This window comes from Shewanella sp. SW32 (genome assembly GCF_025653365.1).
Lineage (GTDB): Bacteria > Pseudomonadota > Gammaproteobacteria > Enterobacterales > Shewanellaceae > Shewanella > Shewanella oncorhynchi.
Genome location: NZ_JAKKSJ010000007.1, coordinates 106817 through 133164 on the forward strand (window position 1 = coordinate 106817; position 26348 = coordinate 133164).

The 26348-nt window shown below is 41.8% G+C and carries 21 protein-coding genes; 9 read left to right on the forward strand and 12 right to left on the reverse strand.

What is annotated here, in order from left to right; genetic code table 11:
- Positions 1 to 32: 32 nt before the first annotated feature.
- The 5 genes from L5M28_RS05805 to L5M28_RS05825 all read right to left on the reverse strand — a co-directional run bounded on the left by L5M28_RS05805 (position 33) and on the right by L5M28_RS05825 (position 4392).
- A complete protein-coding gene (locus L5M28_RS05805) occupies positions 33 to 1259 on the reverse strand; it encodes a hypothetical protein (RefSeq protein WP_263202713.1) in 1227 nt (408 codons plus the stop codon).
- A 254-nt stretch (positions 1260 to 1513) separates the two neighbouring features.
- Positions 1514 to 1735 carry a hypothetical protein gene (locus tag L5M28_RS05810; RefSeq protein WP_263185297.1) on the reverse strand — a complete coding sequence of 74 codons (222 nt, stop codon included), beginning with the start codon at positions 1733 to 1735 and terminating at the stop codon, positions 1514 to 1516.
- 11 nt (positions 1736 to 1746) lie between these two features.
- Entirely contained in the window at positions 1747 to 2097 is a 351-nt protein-coding gene (locus L5M28_RS05815) for a hypothetical protein (RefSeq protein WP_263202715.1), read from the reverse strand.
- Positions 2098 to 2190: 93 nt separating this feature from the next.
- Entirely contained in the window at positions 2191 to 3903 is a 1713-nt protein-coding gene (locus L5M28_RS05820; RefSeq protein ID WP_263202716.1) for a PRTRC system ParB family protein, read from the reverse strand.
- Positions 3904 to 3984: 81 nt separating this feature from the next.
- On the reverse strand, positions 3985 to 4392 hold the full coding sequence (locus L5M28_RS05825) for a hypothetical protein (RefSeq protein WP_263202718.1): 408 nt from the start codon (positions 4390 to 4392) through the stop codon (positions 3985 to 3987).
- Between the two features lie 652 nt (positions 4393 to 5044).
- Between L5M28_RS05825 and L5M28_RS05830 the strand changes: the two genes are divergently transcribed.
- Both L5M28_RS05830 and L5M28_RS05835 read left to right on the forward strand, forming a co-directional pair.
- Positions 5045 to 6244, forward strand: a complete 1200-nt coding sequence (locus L5M28_RS05830) for a ParA family protein (protein ID WP_263185293.1) — start codon at positions 5045 to 5047, stop codon at positions 6242 to 6244.
- Positions 6241 to 7173, forward strand: a complete 933-nt coding sequence (locus L5M28_RS05835) for a ParB N-terminal domain-containing protein (RefSeq protein WP_263202720.1) — start codon at positions 6241 to 6243, stop codon at positions 7171 to 7173. The genes L5M28_RS05830 and L5M28_RS05835 overlap by 4 nt, the downstream gene beginning before the upstream one ends.
- A gap of 300 nt (positions 7174 to 7473) precedes the next feature.
- Here the strand turns inward: L5M28_RS05835 and L5M28_RS05840 are convergent, their stop codons facing one another.
- From L5M28_RS05840 to L5M28_RS05865, 6 genes are all read right to left on the reverse strand, one after another.
- Entirely contained in the window at positions 7474 to 8004 is a 531-nt protein-coding gene (locus tag L5M28_RS05840; RefSeq protein WP_263185291.1) for a hypothetical protein, read from the reverse strand.
- Positions 8005 to 8178: 174 nt separating this feature from the next.
- Positions 8179 to 9273: a DNA polymerase III subunit beta gene (gene dnaN / locus L5M28_RS05845; protein WP_263185290.1), complete on the reverse strand. Its 1095-nt coding sequence runs from the start codon at positions 9271 to 9273 to the stop codon at positions 8179 to 8181.
- A 71-nt stretch (positions 9274 to 9344) separates the two neighbouring features.
- Positions 9345 to 10274: a hypothetical protein gene (locus L5M28_RS05850; protein WP_263185289.1), complete on the reverse strand. Its 930-nt coding sequence runs from the start codon at positions 10272 to 10274 to the stop codon at positions 9345 to 9347.
- Positions 10275 to 10276: 2 nt separating this feature from the next.
- A complete protein-coding gene (locus L5M28_RS05855) occupies positions 10277 to 11191 on the reverse strand; it encodes a recombinase RecT (protein ID WP_263185288.1) in 915 nt (304 codons plus the stop codon).
- A gap of 9 nt (positions 11192 to 11200) precedes the next feature.
- Entirely contained in the window at positions 11201 to 11917 is a 717-nt protein-coding gene (locus tag L5M28_RS05860; RefSeq protein ID WP_263185287.1) for a recombinase RecT, read from the reverse strand.
- Between the two features lie 60 nt (positions 11918 to 11977).
- Positions 11978 to 13156 (reverse strand): PD-(D/E)XK nuclease-like domain-containing protein, encoded by a 1179-nt coding sequence (locus tag L5M28_RS05865; RefSeq protein ID WP_263185286.1) that lies wholly within the window; start codon positions 13154 to 13156, stop codon positions 11978 to 11980.
- Positions 13157 to 13380: 224 nt separating this feature from the next.
- On the opposite strand from L5M28_RS05865, the gene L5M28_RS05870 reads away from it, so the two are divergent.
- The 6 genes from L5M28_RS05870 (at position 13381) to L5M28_RS05895 (ending at position 17466) form a co-directional block, all read left to right on the forward strand.
- Positions 13381 to 14727 carry a hypothetical protein gene (locus L5M28_RS05870; protein WP_263185285.1) on the forward strand — a complete coding sequence of 449 codons (1347 nt, stop codon included), beginning with the start codon at positions 13381 to 13383 and terminating at the stop codon, positions 14725 to 14727.
- 11 nt (positions 14728 to 14738) lie between these two features.
- Complete coding sequence (locus L5M28_RS05875) at positions 14739 to 15494, forward strand: hypothetical protein (RefSeq protein WP_263185284.1); 756 nt, start codon at positions 14739 to 14741, stop codon at positions 15492 to 15494.
- Between the two features lie 4 nt (positions 15495 to 15498).
- Positions 15499 to 15951, forward strand: coding sequence for a metal-dependent hydrolase (locus tag L5M28_RS05880; RefSeq protein WP_263185283.1), 453 nt, complete (start codon positions 15499 to 15501; stop codon positions 15949 to 15951).
- An 11-nt stretch (positions 15952 to 15962) separates the two neighbouring features.
- Positions 15963 to 16484: a hypothetical protein gene (locus L5M28_RS05885; RefSeq protein ID WP_263185282.1), complete on the forward strand. Its 522-nt coding sequence runs from the start codon at positions 15963 to 15965 to the stop codon at positions 16482 to 16484.
- Positions 16474 to 16926 (forward strand): hypothetical protein, encoded by a 453-nt coding sequence (locus L5M28_RS05890; RefSeq protein WP_263185281.1) that lies wholly within the window; start codon positions 16474 to 16476, stop codon positions 16924 to 16926. Before L5M28_RS05885 ends, L5M28_RS05890 begins: the two co-directional genes overlap by 11 nt.
- A 72-nt stretch (positions 16927 to 16998) precedes the next feature.
- Positions 16999 to 17466, forward strand: coding sequence for a hypothetical protein (locus L5M28_RS05895; protein WP_263185280.1), 468 nt, complete (start codon positions 16999 to 17001; stop codon positions 17464 to 17466).
- Positions 17467 to 17895: 429 nt separating this feature from the next.
- Here the strand turns inward: L5M28_RS05895 and L5M28_RS05900 are convergent, their stop codons facing one another.
- On the reverse strand, positions 17896 to 18465 hold the full coding sequence (locus tag L5M28_RS05900) for a hypothetical protein (protein ID WP_263185279.1): 570 nt from the start codon (positions 18463 to 18465) through the stop codon (positions 17896 to 17898).
- Positions 18466 to 18657: 192 nt separating this feature from the next.
- Here L5M28_RS05900 and L5M28_RS05905 point away from each other — a divergent pair, with 192 nt between their 5' ends.
- Positions 18658 to 26280: an Ig-like domain-containing protein gene (locus tag L5M28_RS05905; RefSeq protein ID WP_263202722.1), complete on the forward strand. Its 7623-nt coding sequence runs from the start codon at positions 18658 to 18660 to the stop codon at positions 26278 to 26280.
- Positions 26281 to 26348: the final 68 nt, after the last annotated feature.

The window sequence follows — 26348 nt, forward strand, 5'->3', positions numbered from 1 at the left end:
CTAAAGAGATAGAACTAGGTTAAAGCAAGCACCTAATCGCGCAACTCAATGACCGCCATGATTAAGCTCTTGAGGCAAGTCGTAATGGCGTAGTTATTAAAGTATTGAATAATGTCATGATCAAAGTTCATGTTTAATACGGCCAGTTCACCCATTGCGTAGAAGCGTTCCATTGCGTTTTCTATTGACCAAATTTCTGCTGGATGGTTGTATGAATAGAAAAATTGACTTGATGTATCAACGTCAGACGCTTCTTCAAACGGGTATATGGTAGGCGTGATATGTTGTTCAAAATAGGAAAACACATTGTTTAATGGTGTCAATTCAGGATATTTCTTTGACAATGATTTACTTTGCTCCTGCAATGTTGATAGTTTGACTTTTGAATGCTCATTGATTTCATCAACAAACCTGTTCATATATTCACAATCTAAAATGGAGTCAACGCCATAATCGTTCAGATAGTCGATCATTTCTCCGTCATTTATTTTTAGATCTATACACATCTGTTCTGTGTCTATTTCATCACTGCTGTTAAAACCTTTAGCATTGAAATAGTCCATAATGCTTTTAATCGTGCATTCATCCCATATTTCTTCGAGTAACCAATTATTGTCCGATTCGTGTAGGTAGGCTGTAGGACATTCAAATTGGTGAGGCATGATTTTTTCCACAAGTCCCACTAGGCAACTTTTTAAGTGCGGATCAAACGCATACTTTTGAACGTCGAATTGACTATTAACTGCGTCCCTGAAAGTGACTTTTACCGCAAAATCGAATTGATAATGTGTCCCTACAGCTTCGGGGTCGCTTAAAGATAACGATAAATCCATAACTTTTTCATAGAAACCAAGTATACCATCGTAACTCTCCAGCATATTTCGCTGTAAATCTGGATTATCTTTAAGCGAGTCGATGACCAGTAGGCGTATGTTGTTTTTATGGAGATTGATTATTTCAGATACTTGAGTCGTAAAACTACTCCAATAGTCTTTGGCCAGCAAATTTGAGATTGCTTCAATTTGCTTAATGTTATCTTGCTCATTCACAGCAAGCATTACTTGCTCTTGGCTCAGATAGCCCATTTTCAGACCATGCGAAAGAATGGAGACGATGTTATTAATATTGCGGTCAAATACGCTATAGCGATGGTTAAGGGTAATGAGTGCATCATGGGGGGGGGGGGGTACAGTTGCCCCGTTCATGGCAGAATACCAAATCTTCGACATGCTAGATAATGTTGGCGGGTTAAGACTCATTGTGTTGACCTTGTACGCTTAATCGGCTGATATGAACAAAGTACAACTGACTCAAAAACGCGCTACTGAAAAAAAGCGCCTCGAAAGGCGCTAAAAGTGTTGGGGGTTATCCAAGAGGGGGAATATCTCGGGATTCGACCAGTTGAGGAGAGCTAGGAATATTATTCAATCTTTGTATGAGTAGAACAGGCTTCGACTGTTTAACCTCTTTGCTTATTGCCGCTGCCCATTGAGTTAATTTTTCATCCATAACACTAGCCTTTAGTTTTGACAGGGATAAGTTGAAATTCGTATAAAAGTTCTGTTCCAGCTTCATTTAACTGACCGTCCTCTAAATAGAGGCGGGTGTGGCGGATCATTGGGAACTGTTGAGTTAATATCCGCTGTACTTCTTCTAAATCAGCGTTAGGGGCTGGATCAGTAATTGTTGCAGCACCGATTTTAAATGTTCTTGGCAACGTGTTCATCTTCAACATGCTATTACTCCTTATAGAGATTCTTTATCATCTTCAAACTCTAAATCGACCCAATTCCCGTCATCGTCAGGCTGCGCGTTTGTAGCCACATCATCAGTAGCTTCTCGTTGTGGTTGAGATTTGATGTTGTTGCTTTTCTCTGCCAAGTTAAACAACTCGTTGGTTAGCATCATGTCAATGTCGGCTAGACTCCCCATCATTACAATTGGAGTGCGAAGTAAGTCGGCTAGGTCGCCTGTTGCAGCCGCATTAATCTGAGAAGTTAGGATCACTCTAGCTTTGTTATCAGCCGTAAACTGGATTGAGAAGTTGATGCGCTCAGCACCACCGATTGTTTTTAATTGATTGAGTTGGTAAAGCATAGTGACCTCAAAAATGGATTTGGTTTAGATAAATTAATCATGCCGTAAGTCGGCAAACGGGCAACTCACCCGCCCGTCTGCCTGTGGCCGCACTTACTTGATCAACGCAATATATTCATCAGGCGCAAACCCAGACCAATCAAATTCTGCTGCGAGAATTGTCTCAACAAATTTGGCTTTACCTGCATTAGAAGCTGTCGTGAAGCTTCCCTCTTTTTTGCTATCCATTGCCTTATCAACGCCAGCTTTGATACATAACGCTGAAAGTGAGCCAATTGTGTATTCAGATAAGTTCTCTTTCGTTGGAATCCACTTAGCTACGGCTACCGCTTTTGCGTCTGTAGCAAAGGTGATGTTATCAATCATCATGTTAGTCATATTGATTGTTTGATCTGATTCCTTTGATGCCAAATGAAGCGTGATGTTTTGGATCTCAGATTTCAAGTCGCAGACATTCAACCGTAAAGCGGCTTTAAATGTGTCCTCGAAGCGGCAAGGGTTAGATAGCTCTTTGTTTATCGCTTTATAGTTAGAGGAGAGTCTCTTTAGGGCTGCATAGGTCATAGCAAGCTGGAAGCACTCTTGCGGCATTAGTAAATCAACAGAAGTCTGTCTCAGCATGGCTTTATTGGTTTCAATTACTTTCTTAGGAACAACACAGTTAACTTCTTTTTTAGCTTCTTTTGGCATTTTCGCTTTATTTTGTGCGACCACTACAGATTCAGAGGTATCACCTTGCTCATTTTCAAGCGGAGCAACCAATGATTCATCTTCTTTCTCGGTCACGACAGGTTGCGTCAATGCTTTAACACATTTAGAAAAACACAGGTTGTCGATGCACTGGTTTTCATAGGTTGTCCCTAACGCTCGGCCTAGTCGGTCATCTACAAGAACAACACGCTTCTCACAGGCTTGGCATCCTGTAGTAAATTGTTCTTCACCAACGGTAATCGCATCAACGGTATTACGGTCATTCTCATTGATCTGTTGGACGAGCAGGACTGTACCGTATTGATCTGCTAGCTCCGCTTTTCTTACTTCAAGCCATTCTGCTGTTTTTTCTTTAAAGCAATTTATATTTGAACATGCGGCTTTGTGGTCATCCAGACCAAACAAGCCTGATTGTGCGGCACTGTTATGAGGGCAAGTATTGCAAGCCGCTGTGTCAAATTTTGCTAGGTTTAAATATTGCTGCCCCTTAGATGCGCGTTCACGTAAATATGTGACCGTCCATTTTTCATCAATGATTTTCATTAACGTGCCTTTCTGCAACTTGGTTGAGAAGGGGGCTAATAACAGTGCGTGTCCCACAGTGATAGAACCATCTAAAACAGCATCCAACACTTCTTCGCAACACTTTAATATTTCAACCCGTTCATTAACTTTTCTCATTGTCCAAGATAAACGGTCAGCTATGGCCTGACGATCACCGTTATAAAACGCGCTGAGTTGTTGAACAGCCTTACATTCGTCAACTAAATTCAAATCCTCACGATTTAAATTTTCTTCAATTTGATGTTCAAGGGCTTCTGCATCCGAAAGAAGTTTAACCAATACTGGAATTTCTGTTAATCCAAGTTCTTTACTGGCAATAAAGCGACCTTCACCCGCCACAAGTTCAAAGCGGTCATCGGCTGGACGAACAAGCACAGGCTGAATAACGCCACGTATGCGAATGCTTTCCTTTAGCTCAGAGAATTTATTGTCATTACGTGAGCGTCTGCTATTACCAAAGGGGAGGGCGTCAATCCTGCTAATCGGCAGCATGGTGTTGTGTGTTGCTGTGTTTTGGATTGTTGCATTCATATAGTCACCTGTTAAATTGAGTTGTGTCGTTTCAATGTGATTAGATTCGCATGGTGTGAGAATCGAGCAACTGCCTATCATCTATGGGGTGGCATAGGCTTTTCCATGTTGAAGAATAACTTTGGTGGCAGTGGCAGTGGTAATGGGCTGTTGATTGGTTATGAATGCAAAGGTTGAATTTAAAAATGGGTTGTAAGTAATAGCTGAAAGCCTACCTAGAGCAGAATCATTGTGACACTTAAACGATGTCAATATCCCGATAGCAAATGCGTGGACATTGCGATTTCCTTCACGACAAGCACGAATCCTTGATGCCTCGGAAACGACAAACAGAACATCATGCAAGGTGACACACTCAGCATGTGCCACAATTTTGCCCTTAAACTCACCATTGACAGCAATTAAGCTGAACATCTTATTATTTAAGTTGCGGTAAACTTTATAACAGTCGCCTAAGTTAACAGTGCGTTCACGATAGGGGCTATACATGGCGGTTTATTCTGTCTTCAAGTTGGAAATAGTTAAATTTCAACTTGAACACGATCTCATTAATTATTTTAATTTCTTTATTGATAGCCAGTTTATCGGCTAGTGTAGGCGCAGTAATTGCCTTTTTTCGTAAAGATTTTGCTTTGCGGTTGAAAGTTTCAATGGTTTTGTCGATGTCTATAACCGATTTAAAGGTTGATATGATGTGGTCGTAATCCATAAAAGGTGCTCTTTGGTAAATAAGTTCAGCGTATTATTGCTCTCATTGAAAATTGCGCGACCAAATAACAAGGCGAGAGAAGGGCGTCTCCTTTTCGATTGTTGCAGTTCAACAACCAGTTTTGGTTGCATCAAAGTGGCATTCCATCTGTGACGGTGACGTAAAAACCTTGCGAAAATCGGGGCGAATCTTTTGGGGTGGTATCGCTATAAAGCTATAAAATACATGGTTTTACGGTTGTATTTTGCTTTGCGAATTTTTTGCATTTTTAGGTGTTTATTCAAGAGTTTTACTAACTGTGTTTATGGCTCGCCTATTTAATTTTTGTAAGCGCTTCGGGTTTATGCACACTTTTTGTGTGAAAACTCGTTTTTCGTGTTGAATGCTCGTTTGATGTGTATTAGTATCGTGCCATTAGCATAAGGGGTGTGTATGGAACTTAAAGATTTCGACTTTATATCGAGTAAAGCAGATACGTATTTAGAAGTTATGAATAAGCAGGTGTTGGACTTTAAGAAAGAGTTTAGCAAGCCTGAGTTTCACATGAGATATTCGAAAAAAACCATCGAGTCTTTCCCGTACCTATCTCGAAATGCAGTTGAAAAGGCGATGACTGAACTGGAAGCTCAGGGTTACGAGTTCAAACGTAAAGATAATGGCAATCTGGATTCATTTAGCCTGAAGGATGTCATTGCGATTTATGAGCAACGGAAAGTACCCAAATATCGCAACACTCATAGCAAAGGGTTTGTTCTTTATTTCAACAACTTAAAAGGTGGTTCTGGTAAAACTTCTGCCTGTGTAAATACTGCCCATGCGTTAAGGACGGAACCCACATTAATTCATCATGATTTGCGGGTGATCGTATTTGATTTAGACCCTCAAGCAAGTGCCACTATGTTTTATAAAAGCAACCTTGCTATCGGTGGGCAACCATTTACAACGGCCAAAGCGATGTTTACTAAAGAACTAACGCGAGAAGACCTGTTGCGTGATTACATCTTCGAAACCGACGTGCCGGGCGTGTATCTCATGCCAGCTGCGATTGATGATGCGTTTTTAACGACATCATGGCTGGAGCACTGTGAGGAAAAACTTGATAACCAAGAGCCACATTCGTTATTGAAAGAGAATGTCATTGAAAAACTGCTAGGAGACTTCGATATCCTTGCTGTCGATAGCGGTCCACATTTGGATTTTTCCTTATTAAACGGTATCGTCGCGGCTGATCTGCTCGTGACACCTCTTCCTCCTGCACCTGTTGATTTTCATTCGTCATTAAAATACCTATCGCAACTACCCCTGTTATTGAAATACCTGAGCAAGCAAGGGATTGATGTCTCAGGCAAGGAATTGATGGGTTTTATGAATAAATTTAGCTCTCACATCATGCAGCATCAGGAGTCTTTATCAGGTGCAACACTCTGTTTGGGTGAGAAAATGTTAGACGCACACATTCCTGAACTATCAGGTTTTCAGCGTTGTGGTGTGACACTGGACACAGTGATTTCAGTCGACCCGACTATGTACGATGGAGGGCGAAGTGCGCTTAAATCTTCTCAAGATGCCATTTACACTTTCGCCCGTTCATTTTTTGCGCGTACACAATTAATCAGGAGCCGTCAGCAATGAATGCGAAACTATTAAGGCAAAAACGTGGAGCCTCGATAACCGAAGAGGTGACGAAACTTATGGCTGAGAAACAGGCTGAAAAAGCCAATCAGCCAACGGTTTGGACATTAATCTCTGGCCGCAATGTGACCTTTACAGAGATCACTATTCCTGCCGAAGATGTAGAACGTCTAACGAAAGTTAATGAGCATAACCGGCGCGTACAAAACGAGCTGAAGAGTAAATCATTGGTTAACTCTATCAGGCGTCAACAGTATCAGAGTTGTATTGCAATACTAATTGACGGCATATATTCCTTCTACGATGGCTCACGCAGACGAGCCGCAGCAATCGAAGCCCATAGACCTTTACGGGTAATGTACTGCACAGAAACCTTAACGAATCAGGAAGTTAAGGGGTTAATTAAAGAATTGCAAAGTGCGGAAGAACATTCGTTGCGCGATCACGGTGCTTACTATGAGTCTTTATTGAATCATCCAACATCGCCCATGACTGAAGAAGAAATTATTTTTGAAGAAGAAATAAGCAAAAGTAAATTCGACCGATGTATGAAAGCTTGGTCAGTGCCAAGTCTTTTGATAGCACTATTTGAAGATAAAAAAGAGTTGGGCGATGGCAGCTATACGATATTAAAAAAGGTTGCTAAAAAATACGCCACGCAATCAGAGCTAGAGAGTTTTGTTGAAGGGTTAGACATGCAGCCAGGGACATCCTACAAGGAGACGATGGCCTTTATTGTGGAGGCCGCAGGTTTAAGCAAGAAAACCAACAACGAAAAACCGCGAAAAATTATCGATATTAGCAAGGATAAGTGGGTAAAAACTCGTAACAGTGGAGTTAAGCAGGTTTTTGAAATATCGAGAGCAACTAAAGAAGAGTTAGCCAAAATAGAGCAATATATTATTGAAGTATTAGCACCAAAAACATAACTCAGTGATAAAACAAAACGACGAACATGCTCAACCGCCAAGTAGCTCATGTTCGTCGCCATACCAACAAGGGAGTATTCACAATGTCAGTACAAGCGATGTTAGCAGTTGCAGATCAAATTGCAAAGGGGCAGCGAGTTAAGATGCCGGCAATGAAATTTTCGGATTGGCCATTGTTTTGTCGATGTCTTCAAGAGTCGAGGCAAAAAATAAGTAATTAAGTCAAGTTTCAGGCTATCCTAAAATGATTTAATTGGTTGATTGATAACAAAAAGCCTCTTTCAAAGAGGCTTTGTCTTATCAATGACTGCAGTTAATATCATCCAGTTCTAAGCGGTCAATGTACTGCATAATAGCTGCATTTGCTGTATCGATGGGTTCGTTCCAGTGAACAAGTAATGCCGCAACGCCAATGGTGAGCCAAGCGACAGCTATATCGATTTCTTTTAGCGTAACCCCTCGATGTAGCCGTTTTTCCAGAACAACAGCCAACTCCGAAATTTTATTCATTTCAACGCAGGAATCCTGACCAGCAAGCTGGTGGCGGCGGCCATCTTCGGTACATTGAGCTAAATGGCGAATGACCGTTGGCAGTAATTCATTGCGTGACAAGTCATCCAAAAAACCATAGGTCTGTAGTTTGATCTCATTACTGCTTTCGCGAAGGACGATCTGTTTTACTTTTAACGATTGTGCAATGAGCGTTGTTCCAAGCCATCCCAATGAAACATCTCTATGGTTGGTCAATAGCTCGGTGGTAAATGACTCTGCTAAAGCATTGCAATAGTCTGTGATCTCAGTTTTCCAAAGTTCATATTCGAAATTAATCATCGTAAGCCTAAGATAAAATGTACTAGATTGAGTTATTGATGCTCTGGTCACGTTGATTATATAGCTGTAGCAGGCGCTACGGCATCCAGATTTTCAAATTGAGCTTCAACGACCTGTAAGTTGTGATAAAGCCTATGTTATATAGGCTATATCAATTGCTCTGATCAGTTCAAATCAACAACGAACGGGCATGACTAGAGTGATCAATTCATGTATGTCACAAGTGATCAAAATCGCTGTTGATTGGTTGAAGTAAAAAGTTACTCTGTCGCCCCCTTGTTTTGCAAGGGCATCAGCAAGGTAACTAGGGTTCACTCCAATGGTTATCGCAGGACAGTGTAATTCAACATGGTCAATTGTTTCTGCAAATGAATTGGCTTCATCAATACTTGAAACAGATAATACAACTTCTTTATCAATGTCGAAGCGAAGTATGGGATTTTTCTCAAGGCTGGCGACAGCATGAAAGCGTTTAATAGTCTGTTTTAGATCGTCTAAATTGAAGGAAACAAACCCACCAGTTCTATTGGGAATTACTCTATTTACATCGGGGTAACGACCTTCACCTAAAACTGATATGACAGACGTATCACTACTTGTAATCGAAGCGCGTTGTTCATCAAATGAAATGACAACTTGTGTTTCTGGTGGCAGCGATTGCGCTAACACGGCGGAAATCAAGGACGTAGGAACGAGATAGCTACCATTGCCACTACAAGTTAAATTCTCGTGGGTCAGTTGACTTAATCGGTGTCCATCAGTCGCGCAAACCTTTACCGTTTGGGCTTCTATTGAAACATTAACATGGCACAAGTAGGTACGAACATCCCCTTTAGCGACCGCGTAAGCCGCAGTATTAAATAGGGCTGATAACTCTGAAATATTGCAAATAATTGAAGCCTGAGATTCAATCACGGTAGGCGCGTCAGGGTAATCACTAGCAGGGCTTGCAGGAGATTTGAGTCGGCTTTTACCACTTTTGATGATGGCCATACCATCTTTTACCTCGAATTTAGCAGTATCAGCAGCGAGAGCACTTAACACTGTTGCCAACCTTTTGGCAGACAGGGTGAATGAGCAAGATTCACTTACCATTGCTTCAAGTTTAAAAGAATTAAATTGAGAGCCGTTAGAGGCGCTAAAACGAATCATATTGGCACAGGCATCGGCCTCGATTAGCACTTGCTCAAAGATAGGGTTAATTTTGCTGGTGGCATGGCTGCAAATTGACTGAATACGAGATTTTTGATCTAAAGGGAAAGTAAACATAGAAACGCCTCTTAAATGACTAATTGCTGTATTTCTATATATTTACACAGCCTTTAAAAGGCGCTACTCGGTTAAATAGATGAGATTTCCTCTTCAAATCCAAGAAATTTGAGGAATAAAAACTCCGAGGGTTTCCCATCCACAATAGAGTATTTCACTTCGGCATTTCCTGAGCGAGTCACGTTAGCTATCTCACCTTGATAAATTTGACAAAATTGTTCGTCACGGACACTGAATACTTTGCAGGTTGATGAGTATGTTGGTTTTTCAATATAGACCTTAGCATTCACCCAGGATTGAGTAATGCAGAAAATCAATTGGTTATCAGCATAGTAGGCAAAGTTCATACCTGCAGCTTCATCGAGTAGTAGGGTATTTGCATCCACCATGTCGAAAGTAGCGATATTCTTCGACAACGAGCGCAAATAGTGGAATGCATTTAGAGGTGTAGGTTTTGACTTAAACTCGAGAGATAATACCTTGATCTGGTTACCATCCACTACAGCAACCATATCAAACGGCAAAAAGTCGATATTTACCCTTATGCTTTCAAAGTAATTTTTTATTGTAGGTTCGTAAAACTGAGTGTTGTAACGCAAATCGATGAGATCTAACTTATGAAAGCTACATTCTATTTTTATAGGGATGTCTTTAGCTGAAATAGGCAGAACGTTGTTGTTGACTACAATCGAAACTTCGTCAGTAAAGCAGAAGGCGGTTGGCTTTGCGGCATTTTTATTTGGGGCCAAAGAGATCTCAGTTACAACGTCGAACCCCTTTTCTTCATACTGAGATACCCGGCATTCAAGTTCATCTTTAATTTGATACACAGAATGCCAAATTTTGTTGTTATAAAAATGGCGTGTTTTGCCATTGGTGACGGTAGAACATTGCAAACCATAGTTGCGGTTGCCATCGTGTTCGATCATCAATCGAACAATGTTCTTTGTTTCCGAGTGCTGTAGCACAGTGATTTTTTCAATGAAATCGTAATCAGGCATAATTAAAACCCCACGCCCATGACGTCAGATCCCCATGCAATGAAGTCTTCGCTGTTAGCTGGCGGCAGTGGTTCGTTTTTTGTTACCGACTTCTGAGCGAGTGGGGCAAACGGGATTACCACATTGCCTTGGTTGTTTTTAAAGAGCTGGTCAATGGTACTAGGTTGTTTAGAGCAACCGCGAAACTTGTAGTGATTTAAAGGCATAACTTTTCGCAATGCTTTGGCTTTATGGAATTGACGGTCATGCAAATTAAGCAACGTGGATACAATGTCGAGATCACCGTTGTTCTGCATTGCTGAAATCGCTTTAAGTCCACGACGTAGGCAAGAGGCTTTGTAGAACATCAATTTTTTAGTGTTAGTGATATACGGGTTCACACCATTGAGTCGGTCGTGAATGTTAGCGTACATGGCTTGCGATGCTTCTTCAGCTGACATTTGTGCAAAGAACGATTGGCCATTGTCTAAATCGATAATGCAATACAGTCCATGCAACTCACTGGGTTCAACGGCAACAGTGTGATGCACTTCTTGAGATGCGTGATTGATTTGCAGCGTATCATTCTCGTAAACAGGGTTAACTACAATCTTTGCAATGCTTGAATGCTCTAGTAATAACGCGGTTAAACCAGCAAAAGAATAGTCTAGTTCAAACTCAAACCTGAATTTTGATTCGTGATAACGCGCTTGCAGTTCCATCGTGTTGGTATCAATTTGCAAGCCAGCATGAACATAAGGGATAACAGCTTCGAGTAGCGTGGTAGGCACCACATCCTTTAGCAAGAAAAACTCATGACCAAATTGAAACCGACTATCCAAAGACGTCGATAAAAATTGGTTGATAGACTGCATTTCTGAATCGTTAAGCGAAAACATATTGCTAATGTCATTAATGGTGGTTTGAATAATATCCATAGCGAACTCCTAAAATTCAGTATCTAACAACGAGGATTGCATTTCAGGGGTAGCCTTGATTAGCTGACGCCAATCCTTTGCTGCGCGGCGGTACAAAGCGACCCGGTTCATTTCTGTTCTCCAAATACTATTCCAAGGGGTATTACCCATGTTCGCTTCGATTTGATGTTGTGCAATGCTATCCATTTCTTCGATGCTTAAATAGGACATAAGCACAGAGCCGTCCATCAGTACACTACGGCAGTACCCTCCAGAACATGCACCACGGACGCGGGGATCTATCGACAACGACGTCACAAAATGCTCAATTTCTCCGGTGGCTGCTTGAATGCGAAAATGGTCATTTTCATAAACCAGAACGGCATTAGCATTTTTGAGTACATTTGCGTTGGACGCGATGGCAATTTCTCCGCGATAGCCAGGATACAGTTTCATTATTTTCTCGCCAGTTTCAGTCAGCGATGGGATCACATAAGCCAGTTTTTTTTCTGGATCAAGTGAGAGCCCTAAACGGCAAACGTTGAGTAATAGCCTATACACTGACCATGATGCGGCGACATCCAAAGGGGAGGTGGTCGCAAGCGAATTAAACACGATTTGGTTGAGATAGCCGATTTCCTCATTGAGATCGACTTGATGGCCAACAATCTGTGAAGACAAGTAATTAAAATTATCTTGGAAAACCTGCTGGTGCGGTACTGACAATTTGACTTGTGCGGTTTGCATGGTGAACTCCTTAAACTGATATAGCCAGATTAAACTGGGCTGTTAATCCCGCAACTACAGTTAAACCTCTATAACCCAAGTCGAACGACTACGATCATGTCCGTACCAATTGCCGCTAGTCAGTGCTTCCTTAAACTCATCTAGCAAATCGAACATTTCTTCAGTGGATTCAATGATTTTTTTGCTAGACAGCTCAAATGTTTCACAGTTGTCAGCGTCCTTATATTCCGTTGCAATAAAGCAAAAGTGCTTAACTGGGATGCCTGCAAGGTTCGCGACGTAGCAGTAAAATACCTGCTGAAGATCATATCGAAGATCTCTAACTTGATAGCCAAACTTGGTCGGGTTGGTTGAAAGAGTTGTCTTTAAATCTACAGCAATGGCATCATTGCGTAGCCAATCAAAACGGACTTTGAGTAACAGGCCTGTGGTTGGGCAACGTGCGATAATCGATAATTCAGCGTAACCATCACTGAGCAGCCAATCCGCTTTTGGGTGGGCGCGAGTGCTGCGTTCTACTCGTATGGCATCGTCCCATACAATGTGATCGATAACGTGATGGTTGATTAAATTTTCCCAAATCGGTTGAGAAGGGCTAATCGCAAGAATTTCTTCTATTTTCTTTTCACGCGTCTGTGATGTATCTATTCCATAGAAGTACGCCATTTCATCCAGTTCAGCATCGGTTCGTAGATATTTGGCATAACGCTGGTCTAAAAAATTGACAATTAACTGTTCACGCAATTTTTCGAACAATGGCAATGTGGGGTCAAATGCGTAAAGACGTTCAACCAGTACGGCTTTTGCACCAGATACAGGTAAATTGTTTTTAGCTAATGCAGCCTTTAGTTGCGGAATGGATTCAATCAACTCTACATCGGGAAAATCTTCTGGCACAGGATTACGCATGAAGTTTCCATGGAAATTCTCAGGCTCTAATACTCGCATGTGTCCGAACGTACCTGCGTCGAATGTGTATTCTTGTTGCTTGGTTCTTAAACGACACACATCGGATAGATACTGACGAAAGTAGTAGTGACGTCCTTTAGCGAATGTCTTGATGCCTGTAGAGCTATGGGCGTCCAAGGCGTGATAGACCTCGTTAGGCATGTCAGTGTAAATCCCTTCAACGATTTCACCTTGAGCATCCAAAAAGTTAGGTTTGCCAGATGCGGTATATGCTGGTTGGATCATGTCTTGCCAATCTAACGATGTTGTTTGTATTAACGGTGCGCCCATAAATATTCTCTCATTCGTTCACTTCTTGTAATCATTATTTCATCAACCTAAAAACAGGCAACTGACTGTAAATCAGATAGATACATTGCAGTTGCGCGTTTTTAAATAGATGGATAATGGTTGGTGAAGAAATTTTTTATTAGCACGTCTTAAATTGTTTCTGAAATGAGATTTATGAACAATTTTCTTTGATATAACGGATTAATTGAAAATGAGGGGGCCAGATGAAATTTACGTTACTAGGGCTATCACTACTGTTACTAAGTTCGAGCAAGGTTTGCGCTGAAGAGCCGAACATTTATGAATATAAGGACATGGAAGTCTCAGTGCTAATGAGTGATAGCGAAACGGTGCAGCAGGCTGTTAATCGGGCTGAGTCATTGTTGCAGATAAAAGCTGTGACAATGACACCTAAATTTGTCACTCACACAACAAGTTACGATAGTCGGACCGATGAGATGTTAGAAAAAGGCGTTATTGCCCAAGGTGCTAATGTCTCAGTTACCAATACGCGGTACGTGAAAGCGTTGGACCATGATCAAGTGAATGTGATTGCCGATGTCACAGTTGATATTTCAGCGATGAAGTTGAAGATTTACAGTGAAAAACGCGAAAAACTGATGGAGTCAGCTATCGATGACCTCAATGCCGACTATCAAAAGCTGGTGGCGGTGTTAGACAAAATGAAGATGAACCTCACGTTAAGCACGCTTGACTCTGTGATCGTCGCTAACTACTACGCCAAATTGAACAGTAGGCTAGGGATGGTCGACGGCGATGTGGTTAAGGAACAGTTGCGAGCGCATCGAGAAGGGAAAACCCCAAGCGAAAAATTAAAATCAGAGATAGTTTCCGCGTATAAGCAGTTTGTATTCCCTTTCATGGCGAATCCAGTCATTAATTACCAAGTGATTGATATTATTCCACTTGAGCACTCAGTTGCGGAAATTAAAGTCAGGGTTACGATTGAAAGAAAGGGGGGCGTTAAAGACGCATGGTATCCGATAGCGGCTAATGAAAATGTTATTAAAAATTGTAAAAAGTTCTTTTTCGGATGTGACGCATTACTCAACCCTAATCAAAGCAATGTATCAATTGAGGTGAAAGAATTATTGGTACCCAAATATTGTGGACCCTCATTATATGAATTTCTGCCTTATCGATATCCGGGGGAAAGGTCGTTTATTGACGAAGAAGAGCAGGTTCGATGCGGAATTTCGAAAGGATTCGCTTTTGGAGACTCGCGTTTTTATCAATTGCACAAGCAAAGCCTGCTAACTCCTGAAATGCCGCTTCAACCGGAAGCTTTTGACAATGCGTTTCGAGAGTTGTCGAGAACGGCTTACTGGTTGCAAATCAACATTGGTAAGGAAAAGTTTAAAGTCAATATCAGTAATATTTGGTTGGATGACATCACATTGTCGGCTTACATGCCTGAGAAAGACGCCGAGGATGGAATAAAAATTAGCTTCAGGGTGCAGGAGGAAGAATACGATACAAATACAAGCAAGTGGACGAATACAGCAGGAAACTTTTTGCGATATCAGACCCGAAGAATCGGTTTTTATTAAGGAACATTAAAATGAAAAAATTATCTATCGCGTTAGCCGTTGCCTTTGTGTTGGTGGGTTGTGCATCTGATCCAGTGGAAAAATACGCTAAACAACAAGAAGCATTAAAGGACATTGCCGTTGAAGAAGCTAAGGCAAAGCTTGATAGTGCGCCAGATTGGTATATAGCCCCGCCTAAAAATGATGGTTATGGCTTGGTAGGGGTAGGAGCAGCATCATCTAAAGACATGCACCTTGCAGTTAAAAAGGCGCGTTTACAGGCTGAGTTTGAGTTGGCCAAGAATTATCGACAAGAGCTCTCTGGCTCAGAACGTTCTTATGAGCGTGAAGACGCGGCTGGTAATTTAGTGCAAGCTAGCCAGTTCTTAATCGATAAGCTGGTGGATTCAGTGCCGATTGTCGGATATGACCTCGTTGACCAAAAAGTGATGGTGTTGCCTGACGGCAAATTTCAGGCTTTCACGTTATTAAAGCTGCCATTTGATGAGTTTAATAAGGTTCTGCAGAGCATTAAGGCTGATTCGCAAGATGCCAAAGAATTAGAAGCATTTAACGATTTAGAGCGTCGTCTAGAGGCCAAGCGTGCTCGAAAATCGCAAGATGAAGAACGTGATCATGCGCGGAAATTAGAGTTAATGGATCAGCAAAATAAAGTGTTGTCAGGGGCTACCAGTCGAGCCATTCCTCCTGCAGCGGAGGAACCACAAGCAATGGATGTTCCGTCCAAGAAAACTCCGCTTGATGCTGCCATGGATTTGGTGAACTAAGGTGATGTTCCGCAACCATCTGATTGTTACAACCGCGGTCGCTATCGCTGCGGTGAAATATATTGATTTTGCTATGCCAGTGTGGGCTGTCATTGGTTGCGTATTTTTTGGCTCATTACTCCCGGATTTAGATCATCCAGGCTCTACAATTGGGCGCCGAGTGTTGTTTATTTCATTGCCGTTGTCGGGATTATTTGGACATCGACAAATAACGCACTCGATTTGGCCTTTTGTTGGTGTGCTATGGCTGTTTAATCTCGATATGCCTGAAAGCTGGCTGATTATGGCATTACTAATTGGTTACTTCTCGCATTTACTGGGGGATATGTTGTCAGATAGTGGCGTACCGCTATTGTGGCCATTTCCAATGCGATTTGGGATATCACTGTGTACGACAGGTGGTATTTTAGAACATATTACGGCTTATAGCTTGTTGGCTGCGGCTATCGTTATTTAAAAGGAAATATTATGGAAAAAACTAATATAGACGAATTTTTATTGGAAGTGTTGGAATGTAAAGTGAAGCCGAATGTCTCTGATAATTTCTCTGCGAGAGCGTCATCAGAACTCATTGAGAATATAACGACGAGGGAACTCATCAATTTACTTAATGATTTTAGCTTTTGTAACGCCAAAATTGACCTTGATGATAGCGATTCTATTTTTAGTATTACCGTTGAATCATCGAGACTTCTATTTTTCAGCAACGGCTCTTGGTCTGCTCATAATGGTGTTGATTTTTTCGGTGTGATGGTCACGCTCCCTGTTGGATTTGAGGGTGAGTTTATATCGAGATTTAATCAAAATACAAAAATCGGTCGGCTATACCGAATTAACAAAGAAAGCGAAGCAACGGTGTATAGAGTAGACGTCCATTTAACGGGTGGGGTTAGCAAACAACACATCTATTACATGATCAAAACGTTCATTGATTGTTTTAAGCAGTTGTACGCAGGTTTGTTGGCTCAGGAAGGTGTGTATGAACAATAAAATAGCATTGGTGAGCTTCATCGCGATATCGCTGGTTGTGGGTGGTGGAGGCTGGTGGAAACTAGAAGCCAGAAAGACTTTGATTGAATCGACACTGCACAATGAAGTCTATGGGGAGTGGGTGGCAGTTGGCGGTATATGTAATCAAGACATAGAAGGTATTCAGGGTATTGATATTTTTTCTGATCACACAATCAGGGAAGGCAAACGTGATGACATCGCTGAAATCAATTTAGTCGAAAAGGCGTTCTCAAGCGAGTGTGAACTAGGGCCATTGAAGTTCGATTTTGAAATTTCGATCATGCCTAATGAAGAAAAGTACCTACTTGGGAAAGTGAATGGGTTATCCATTTTAAAATCTAGCGATACTGGAGTGATGTACTTCAAGATGAGTCGGGATTTTAAGCAACTCTATGATAATTATAGTAGAAATTCAGGGTGAGCACAGGGTGGCTCGATAGTGAAACCATGGGATATTAGGATACACCGCTAATAATTATCGAATGGAAAAGTTATGAATTTTATTTTGGATAACCAGCTAACAAATGAAAATGGGATTTCAACTCACAATGTAATATGTACACTTAAAAAGCATCAAAATCAGAGATATACAAGGATTAGAAGCCAAGATTTGCAACGAATATGTACGGGTGATAACTCGACTGAAGTACAAAAGACATTAGCCACTGCTGAACTGGAAAGGCGGTCCTACGTAGATAGTCAGTCGATGGGGTGGAAATACGAAATTACCCTTCACGCACTCGATCGGCTCAGTACGCTTTATTTACACAAATTTATTCAAGAATTTGATGGTAGGGAGGGAATAAGTAGTTGGTGTAACCGCCTAGTGAAAGAAGCCTTGAAGTTAAATAAAAATTCTCTTAATTTACGGGAGTTTAGCCTAAAGCATGAGGGGATTACATTTTCATTCAAAGAAAGTGATTATGTAGAAAATACGCTAGTGTTGACAACAATTAAATAGGGAAAGTTAAATGGTACTCTCCCACAAGGCCGGTGTGTTTTAGAACATTTATGTCCGGCCACATATCTTGTATCGAGAAGTAAATAGACTAAGAAATGAAGTCGAAAAACTTGAAAAACTGAGAAAAGAGTTATGCTCAGATGGGCAATTACTGACTGTCGAAGAGTACATCCAGAAGTCAGATGCTCGATATGATAACCGTTTTCGTAAGCTAGAAAATAATTGGTTGATACTAGAATGATTAAAGCCAGAGCTACAAAAAACTGATTTTGTTAAAGCTGAAAATCGACGCCTCCCAAGCCTCCCAACACTAAATAAATATAAACAAGTTCTTGATTAAGGATGGTTTATTTGTAAAAAACCATCAATCCAAATTATCAGCAACGCCGAAATACAAAAGAGCCTCACTTGGGGCTCAAATTTGTGGTATCAAATGTTATGTCGAGCCATTATTTCTAAGGATCGAATGCAAGCATCGGCCGTTAGCGTGGGGAAATTCTGTAGATATTGAGCTAGCGCCATGTGTCCCAACATCATGGCTTCAAATCCCCCAATTGGTACTGCAATAGCAGGTTTTCCTCCCTCATAGATGTTGACGAACAATGTTGTCACGGTGCCCTGTGTTTGCCATTTTAGGGTAGCCCCTTTGTTCTTTTCTGCTCCGTGTGATTTCATCTCAAAAAGTGGTTTTATTCCCAAAAGTGTCGAAATTATATGCGGTAACTCGTTCTTAGTGATCTGAATCGAGGTCTTATTGCCCCAGTTAAACGTTTTAGGGCCAATAGCACTCGCCCCTTCAAGCATAACGGTTTCCCAACCTTTTCTAGAAATGGAGGGCTTTAATTCGATAGCGGCTTTAGTTCCGTGGCATTTTAGCGATGTGAACTCTCTAAATGCTCCCTTGTATCGCTCTGAACCTTGGGGAGCCGGAGCCAATGGCTCTGGAAACGGCTCATAATCAGGTGTTGATGAGTAGAGTTGATGCACTGCGCTATACATAAAAAATCCTCTCGTTAGTAATAAATAAATTATCCCTCGGTTGATCAATCCCGCAACTGGCTTAAAACCTTATTTCCAATTGAAAAAACCAAAAATTAATTAGCACAACGAAAATTGACTCTGAGTTGAAAAAATCAATGAAATATCGGGAATAGAATTATCAATGGAATAGTCTAATGTGGAGTTGTTGTCATGAAAGGTTTAATCAAGACCATAGTTTTGATTGGTATTATGGGATTTGTCTCATTTAGTTATGCGTCAAGCAATACCAGTGTTTTATTGCCAGAGATTAAAGCATTGGCTTTGGATAAATTGGTAATAGATCGTGCTGGACAGCCTGTAACGGTCTTAGAAACACCTATCATCACAGACAGTAATGGGAAGATAGCCCAGGGATTGACAGAAGTTACCATTTCATTAGACAGCAGCTCTTCAACGAGTCTTATCATCCTTGGGAAAACATTAGCGCCGGGCGCGAAGATGACTGTTGTGCAGGATCTTTCAGCAACAGGTGGGGTTATAAAAATTCCCGCATATCCTGCAACATCCAGTTTAGCAGGGCTTAGTCACTACTCATTAGACATTCCAAAAGTGACAGCTCAAATTTGTGAAGACTCTTACGCACATGATGCCGCATCTAATACATGCCAAAAGGTTAATACAACCAGTTTGTTGTATTTGTGTCCTAATAGCGAATGGACGATGACAGGTGATGTATCCACTTGCCGCCAACAATCGCAAATTGCAAAAGTAACTTGCCCAATTGGATTTGAATCGAACGGAGATGGAACTTGTACTAAGACTGAATTTCAAAACACAGTAGCAGATTGTCCTGCGGGTTATGCTTACTCAGTGGCAAACGACCGTTGTGAAAAAACATTAGTAGAAAGTGCTTATAAAACTTGTAGCGACCCGTCATATAGCTATCAAGCATCAACCAATGATTGCAGAAAAACAGTCAATCAATCTGTTAATTTTAATTGTCAGGCAGGATATTCATTCAACCCAACACTAAAGATCTGCGAACGCACTTTAACAGCTACGGCCTCGCCTGTGTGTGGCAGTGGGTACACGTATTCAACGGCCAATAAGCGTTGTGAGAAAACCCTGACTCAAACAGCGAGCAAAGTTTGTGCGAGTGGGTACAGCTATTCAGCCACCAATGATCGCTGCGAGAAGGTCACTACTTCATCGGCCTCGCCAGTGTGTAGCAGTGGGTACTCGTATTCAGCCACAAACAGCCGTTGTGAGAAGACCGTGACCGAAACGGCGAGCAAGGTTTGTGCGAGTGGGTACAGCTATTCAGCTATCAATGATCGCTGCGAGAAGGTCACCACCTCATCGGCCTCGCCAGTGTGTAGCAGTGGGTACACGTATTCAGCCACAAACGGCCGTTGTGAGAAGACGGTGACTCAAACAGCGAGCAAGATTTGTGCGAGTGGGTACAGCTATTCAGCCATCAATGATCGCTGCGAGAAGGTCACCACCTCATCGGCCTCGCCAGTGTGTAGCAGTGGGTACACGTATTCAGCCACAAACGGCCGTTGTGAGAAGACGGTGACTCAAACAGCGAGCAAGGTTTGTGCGAGTGGGTACAGCTATTCAGCCACCAATGATCGCTGCGAGAAGGTCACTACCTCATCGGCCTCGCCAGTGTGTAGCAGTGGGTACACGTATTCAGCCACAAACAGCCGTTGTGAGAAGACGGTGACCGAAACAGCGAACAAGGTTTGTGCAAGTGGGTACAGCTATTCAGCCACCAATGATCGCTGCGAGAAGGTCACTACCTCATCGGCCTCGCCGGTGTGTAGTAGTGGGTACACCTATTCTTCGGCTAATGCGCGGTGTGAGAAAGTTTCAACTATTACTGCTACAACAAACTGTCCTAGTGGTTCATCTGAAACAAATGGTAAATGTTATGAATCCACGGCAGTTTGGTTGTGCCAAAATTCAGCGTTACCGGATTTTGATGGTAAGTGGGGTGCTTGTATGAAAGCCATGACTGTCAGCTCTGGCGGGATAGTCACTAACTGGTGTAAGCAAACAGGTCCAACAACTTCTCAGTGCTACACAAATAGCAGAATACAAATAATGGGAAGTCAAAGTATAAGTGAATATTCTCCTGACGGATTTATTCGAACTTTAACGGAGGTAGCTCAATCAATTTCCTGTCCAGCTGGATATACATTGAGTGGTTCAACGTGTAGTCAGTTACAGACGGAGGCGAATACATGGAGTTGTCCTGTTGGTTATTCTCTTAATGGTTCAACGTGTTCACTGTTGCAAACTCAGGTATTTAGTTACAGCTGTCCCGCGGGATATTCGCTATCAGGTTCAACGTGTAGCCAGCTTCAAACGGCTGCAAATTCATGGAGTTGTTCAGCGGGGCAAACGCTCTCTGGCTCTACCTGTAGCCTGTTACAAACAGCCGCGTTTAGTTACAACTGTCCCGCGGGATATTCGCTATCAGGTTCAACGTGTAGCCAGCTTCAAACGGCTGCAAATACATGGAGCTGTCCGGCGGGACAAACGCTTTCAGGCTCAACGTGTAGCCTGTTACAAACGTCCGCATTTAGTTATAGCTGTCCAGTGGGATATTCGTTATCAGGCTCAACGTGTAGCCAGCTTCAAACGGCTTCAAATACATGGAGTTGTCCAGCGGGACAAACGCTCTCTGGCTCAACCTGTAGTCTGTTACAAACGGCCGTGTTTAGTTACAGCTGTCCCGCGGGATATTCGCTATCAGGTTCAATGTGTAGCCAGCTTCAAACGGCTGCAAATACATGGAGTTGTCCAGTGGATCAAACGCTCTCTGGCTCAACTTGTAGTTTACTAAATGAAATCTCTTACGCTTATAGTTGCCCTACTGGATATACTAATTTAAATAATGGGTCTTGTAGCCAGCTTCAAACGGGAGCAAATACATGGAGTTGTCCAGCCAATTACGCAAATCACAACGATGGTACGTGTAGCTGGTATCAAACTGTTGCGTATTCGTTGTCATGTACCGATCCAAGTTACACCCCCAATACGACCACTGAAATATGCGAGAAAGTATTAATAAGTGCTCATATTTATAAATGTAATAACCCCACGTATACGCTCTCTGGTGCAAGTTGTTCGTTGTTGTTAACGGAAACTGAAAACTGGATTTGTAGTGATTCTTCATATAGCAAAATATCAGAAACTCAATGTCGAAAATTGACAGATACGGATCTTGTGGGAACTTGTCCGGTAAAATTTGTGAAATCAGCTGATGGTAAGTCATGTACTTATAGCAATACGACATCTTTGATTCAGAGCTGTCCAGCTTCATATACATTAACGAATGGTGAATGTGTTAAAGATGTGTTTAAGGCCCCAACGTGTCCGACAACAATTGTTGACTCATCTTGTACTTGTGATGTTGGCATGTCATTAAATCAAACTACTTGGCAATGTGAGGGCGTTAATAAAACAACTGTCTTAACTAACTGTCCAGTGGGCTATGTATCAAATTCAGGTGGATGTACCTATTCAAAAACAGTCGATGTTGTTTATGATTTTTGCCCTACAGGTATGTCTGTCAGCGGTGGAAACTGCGTATTGACTCAATCAATAGGTTCTAACCCATCTTGTAACTCTCCATTTTCAGTGCAAGGCGATCAATGTCGTTATACCGACACTAAGCCTGTTGGATATGCACCTGGCATAGAAGCAAAGTTGTACGAAGGGGACGTTAAGACTGAGCTATCAGCCGTAAAACTTGATAAGACTGATTTTGAGGCGGTTGTCAGTGAAGTTGTTGGGCTAGTAGTAGATGAAGTAGGTGGCTGCCGGTTAGTTGCAACGGAGGCTCTAGCGAAAGGAGCCATAAAGAAAGGCGACGTACCTTGTTTCGTGAAGTGGACATCCTTACCTGAAGGGATTTCTGCAGCAAACAACAAAGTAACGGGCATATTCAAAAAGGCAGGGCAATATTCATTAGATTACTCTCTTGTTGGTTATAACGGGATGCAGTTGACTCAACTGGATATTGGAACAGGTTCTTTAACTGTTAATGTCACTGAGCCAGCAAAACCAACTGTGCTTGATGTTACTACAAGCTTGATGAGCAAGGTTGTGAAAGGTTTTGAAATGTATAACTACAGTGCAGCTAGTAAGCTGAATTTCACTACCGTGATGGTTGAACCTAGAACTTATGAACAGACGATCTCGATTGCTGGCGTGGGTACGTGTGATGTAAAAGTTAATACAAACTCATGTAGCATATACAGCAATGTGAGTTTTACAAAAGCTCCAGATCGTTTACAGATGGACAGTAACTATAGCATTTTAGCGAACAGTAAAATTGGCGGGTGGTTAACATCAGATTTAACCCCCAAAGATTGGGTTATTCATCATGATTTCCGTGGTCCTAACATTGTGTTTACTAAGTTTAATCCAACGCTTGAAAGCAATCCTTTAGTGAATACAGATCTAGGCTTCCCAGTGATTATCTCTGGTGGTGAGGGAGCTGTAGGGATTAACAATTTACGCAGTGAATTAGCCAGTACGGATGTTTGGTGGAAGCCGTCACGAGTTGATCTTGTTTTTACGGCCAAGGATGGTACACAGAGTACCAACACATTAAATATTGATGGCGTCGATTTCACATTTGATGTGCCAAATAACGTAACCAATGTAACGACAATAAACTCTCGAACTGCGATAACTGGAGAAAATTCACAGGCGTTTCCATTTGAAATGAAGACGCTAACCCCAGGAATGTACACTGTACAGGTGAGCGCAAAGGACGCCTATAGCAACGAAAGTTCAGTAATGTATGAAAACATTGAGGTGGTAAGACCGTTACCGCAGATCAAAGTGCTGCATAAGCGTTCTTCTATTGAAAAACTGACCAGCTCACAAACAATCAATATGTTAGATGATGTCGTTGTAGCTGTTCATAATGGCTTGGTGGGTGAATCTAAAATAACGAGCATTAAAATTGATGGTAAAGAGGCGTTAACGACAAATAGTGAAACTTATTTCAAGAAATTGACAAGTGAAGGTTTCAATTTAGAAGCTAATACATCGTACATGATGGAAATCACGGCAGAAGATAAGCAAGGCCGGGTTGTTAGTAAGACTTTGCCGTTTAATTATTTACAAATGACGTTTGGTTTAAGCCGAAAACCAACCACAGTGATTCAAAAAGTGGAAGATATAGCGATTACAGTGAATCGTACACGTGGTATTCGTTGCGATCTGTATGGAACCAAAGCAGCTGCAACACTGGCATCCAATGACTATAACTACGCTTGTTACATAGAATGGCGAGATTTACCTGAAGGTTTAACGTCTCAAGTAACAACGTTTCAATCAAAACTAACTGGAGCCGTAGCAAAACTCGGCACCAATAGCCTTGCTTATGATGCTTATATTGTTAATAAGTCAGGCAGCATTGGTAAAGTGGGCAGCGAAAGCGTGACATTTGAAGCCATTGCACCTTTGCCGATAGATATTCAATTAGACGAAAAGCAGATGTTGAGTGCAGGTGTTTATAGTGTACCGATTAATGATCGGTCACTGGGTCGATACAAGGGCCAATCAAGTCGCGCGAATATTGACGTCAGTTTAAGCAATGAAAATGGAGATCAAAAAAGCTATCAACATAACCAATTGCCGTTTGGTGAGGTTCAAACGTTTTCTGCATACGCGGAAAGATTAGGCGACTCAGTGTTGTGGGACAAAACCAAGTACACATTGAAAGCGAATTATCGTTTGGCGCCAGAATTGAGTGTTGAGAAAGACTTTGATTTGATTGTGACTCCACACCCTTATATGCAAGTGATTATGGATTTGGATAGTCCACGTTATGCCTCGACTGACTCAATTAAGGCAACGATAAAATTGGGTTTACGCAATAACATGACAGGCTTGTTTGAATATGATGAAAAGTCAATGGGAACAGGTTGGGATGTGTTTGTGGCTTTTAAAAACGGCAAGAACTATGAACCAATCACTGCCGTCACTCAAATTGGCTCAGATGGCAAAGGCATTGTGGAGCTGGATGCAAATATCATCTTTACTCGCAACGAAGCCGTATATGCAGTAGCTCGAGCTCGTTCTCCATATCCAGAAATCAACATTGAGAGAATTTCGACACCTCGCAGCATTACAGTCGTTAAAGGTACTGGGGTTGAAGGTAAGGTTGTTTCTCGTGTTGTGCAGTCACGAATTCCCGCGAATTTTGATATTCGATTTGATACCACATCATTTAATGATTTTATGGTACTCGGGGATATAAGCTGGCAATTTAAAGACAGCACTGGCAATTGGGTAGCGAATCCTGATTTTGATGATCGTCAGTACGTCTCTATTAAATCTGTTACTCCAGAAACAATTACTGTACGTGCTGTGGTTGCTAACAAAGTGACTGGCGTTTTGACAAACTCAGATGAAATCACGTTGATTAGCTACGACGTGCCTTTGTTGAATATTGCTGGTTCAAGCCAAGCCATTGCAGGTCAAGAAATTGAACTTACAGCTTTAGACAATAGTGATACACCGCAAACCGATGCGATTGTCGAGTGGTCAGTGGATAATGGTGTGACGTGGACTCCGGGTTCTGCAATATACAATTTGGCTGTGGGTGATTCGACGTTGAAGATCAATGCTCGGATGAAATATGCTAATACTTCAGTTGATGTGGCTGCTGGACAATGGAGTCAGGCGGTTAAATATATTTCAGTGACCAAGCCTAAACCGTTAACCGTGAACGTGACTAAGCCAAACATTGCTGAGATTGGTAAGGAAATCCAGCTACAGATGCAGATCATTAATCCATTTGTTGCTACAGGGGTGGGTGTTCATTCCGAGTGGCTATTGCCAGACGGTACAGTATTAGCAGACGAAGCCAGTCTCACATATATGGTAAATGATCTTGATTTGGATGCTTCGAATCGGGTTGTGATTAAGGCAAAAGCATGGCTTGACGGGTATAAAGATGTCACGCTCACAGAGTCAAACATCGTTATAAATACTTTCAATTACGAATTTCCTTCTGAAAGTGATTTAAGTTTAACCGTGAGTAACAACATTAAATTTGTTCCCTCTACGGGCTACGCTACGTTAAATATGCCATACATTAACGCGCCAGGAGTGGTATTCAGTTATCAGTGGACATTTGAAGCTGACGCCATAAAACAGACCAGTACCACAGGCAAGTCAATGAACTTTACCGTGATGAAAGCCGGTGTGCATAAGATCACGCTTACGTTGTCTGATAATCGAGGAAACTTTGCTTATATCGATGGCTTTGCAGATGCTATTGAACCAGCGCCGTTAGAGTTCACCGTGAATGATGTTTACTCTAATAAATTTATGAGAGCGCCTTTGACGATATCTTTGTACCCCAGTGTGAAGTTAAGCCACCCTTATGACTACATAAAGGAATATGTTTGGACCATCAATGGGGCGAAAGGGGAAGTATCAAGCAGAGCTGTTGGTGTATTTGAAATGCTGCCTGTTGGTCATTACGATGTCGAGTTGGATGTAACGTCGAACTTCGGCCAAAAAGGGAAATATACTGCGTCATTTGATGTACTGGAGAATAAACCTCCAGTATGTGAGCCTAGTGTGCGCGAGCAATACGGCACTCATATTGTCGATGCTAACTGTAAAGATAGTGATGGAACGATTAGTTACTATCGTTGGGTCGTTAACGGCACAGTCTTTAGTCCTTACGGGGCTCAAGTGCGGTTTAGTCAGCAAGATTTCCCTTCAGCGAGCATTGTGATTGAAGCGAAGGATGATGCAGGTGGTGTTGGTGTGGGTCGAGTGAGTTTTTAGTCCCATATAACTAAATAAAAACCGTCATATTTTGAAAAATATGACGGTTTTTTTATTTGGGCGTCGTA

What these genes read in the sequence shown, in the direction of transcription:
- L5M28_RS05805 (WP_263202713.1), bottom strand. Translation starts at nt 1,259, where the DNA reads ATGAGTCTTAACCCGCCAACATTATCTAGCATGTCGAAGATTTGGTAT.
- L5M28_RS05810 (WP_263185297.1), bottom strand. Translation starts at nt 1,735, where the DNA reads ATGTTGAAGATGAACACGTTGCCAAGAACATTTAAAATCGGTGCTGCA.
- L5M28_RS05815 (WP_263202715.1), bottom strand. Translation starts at nt 2,097, where the DNA reads ATGCTTTACCAACTCAATCAATTAAAAACAATCGGTGGTGCTGAGCGC.
- L5M28_RS05820 (WP_263202716.1), bottom strand. Translation starts at nt 3,903, where the DNA reads ATGAATGCAACAATCCAAAACACAGCAACACACAACACCATGCTGCCG.
- L5M28_RS05825 (WP_263202718.1), bottom strand. Translation starts at nt 4,392, where the DNA reads ATGTATAGCCCCTATCGTGAACGCACTGTTAACTTAGGCGACTGTTAT.
- L5M28_RS05830 (WP_263185293.1), top strand. Translation starts at nt 5,045, where the DNA reads ATGGAACTTAAAGATTTCGACTTTATATCGAGTAAAGCAGATACGTAT.
- L5M28_RS05835 (WP_263202720.1), top strand. Translation starts at nt 6,241, where the DNA reads ATGAATGCGAAACTATTAAGGCAAAAACGTGGAGCCTCGATAACCGAA.
- L5M28_RS05840 (WP_263185291.1), bottom strand. Translation starts at nt 8,004, where the DNA reads ATGATTAATTTCGAATATGAACTTTGGAAAACTGAGATCACAGACTAT.
- dnaN (WP_263185290.1), bottom strand. Translation starts at nt 9,273, where the DNA reads ATGTTTACTTTCCCTTTAGATCAAAAATCTCGTATTCAGTCAATTTGC.
- L5M28_RS05850 (WP_263185289.1), bottom strand. Translation starts at nt 10,274, where the DNA reads ATGCCTGATTACGATTTCATTGAAAAAATCACTGTGCTACAGCACTCG.
- L5M28_RS05855 (WP_263185288.1), bottom strand. Translation starts at nt 11,191, where the DNA reads ATGGATATTATTCAAACCACCATTAATGACATTAGCAATATGTTTTCG.
- L5M28_RS05860 (WP_263185287.1), bottom strand. Translation starts at nt 11,917, where the DNA reads ATGCAAACCGCACAAGTCAAATTGTCAGTACCGCACCAGCAGGTTTTC.
- L5M28_RS05865 (WP_263185286.1), bottom strand. Translation starts at nt 13,156, where the DNA reads ATGGGCGCACCGTTAATACAAACAACATCGTTAGATTGGCAAGACATG.
- L5M28_RS05870 (WP_263185285.1), top strand. Translation starts at nt 13,381, where the DNA reads ATGAAATTTACGTTACTAGGGCTATCACTACTGTTACTAAGTTCGAGC.
- L5M28_RS05875 (WP_263185284.1), top strand. Translation starts at nt 14,739, where the DNA reads ATGAAAAAATTATCTATCGCGTTAGCCGTTGCCTTTGTGTTGGTGGGT.
- L5M28_RS05880 (WP_263185283.1), top strand. Translation starts at nt 15,499, where the DNA reads ATGTTCCGCAACCATCTGATTGTTACAACCGCGGTCGCTATCGCTGCG.
- L5M28_RS05885 (WP_263185282.1), top strand. Translation starts at nt 15,963, where the DNA reads ATGGAAAAAACTAATATAGACGAATTTTTATTGGAAGTGTTGGAATGT.
- L5M28_RS05890 (WP_263185281.1), top strand. Translation starts at nt 16,474, where the DNA reads ATGAACAATAAAATAGCATTGGTGAGCTTCATCGCGATATCGCTGGTT.
- L5M28_RS05895 (WP_263185280.1), top strand. Translation starts at nt 16,999, where the DNA reads ATGAATTTTATTTTGGATAACCAGCTAACAAATGAAAATGGGATTTCA.
- L5M28_RS05900 (WP_263185279.1), bottom strand. Translation starts at nt 18,465, where the DNA reads ATGTATAGCGCAGTGCATCAACTCTACTCATCAACACCTGATTATGAG.
- L5M28_RS05905 (WP_263202722.1), top strand. Translation starts at nt 18,658, where the DNA reads ATGAAAGGTTTAATCAAGACCATAGTTTTGATTGGTATTATGGGATTT.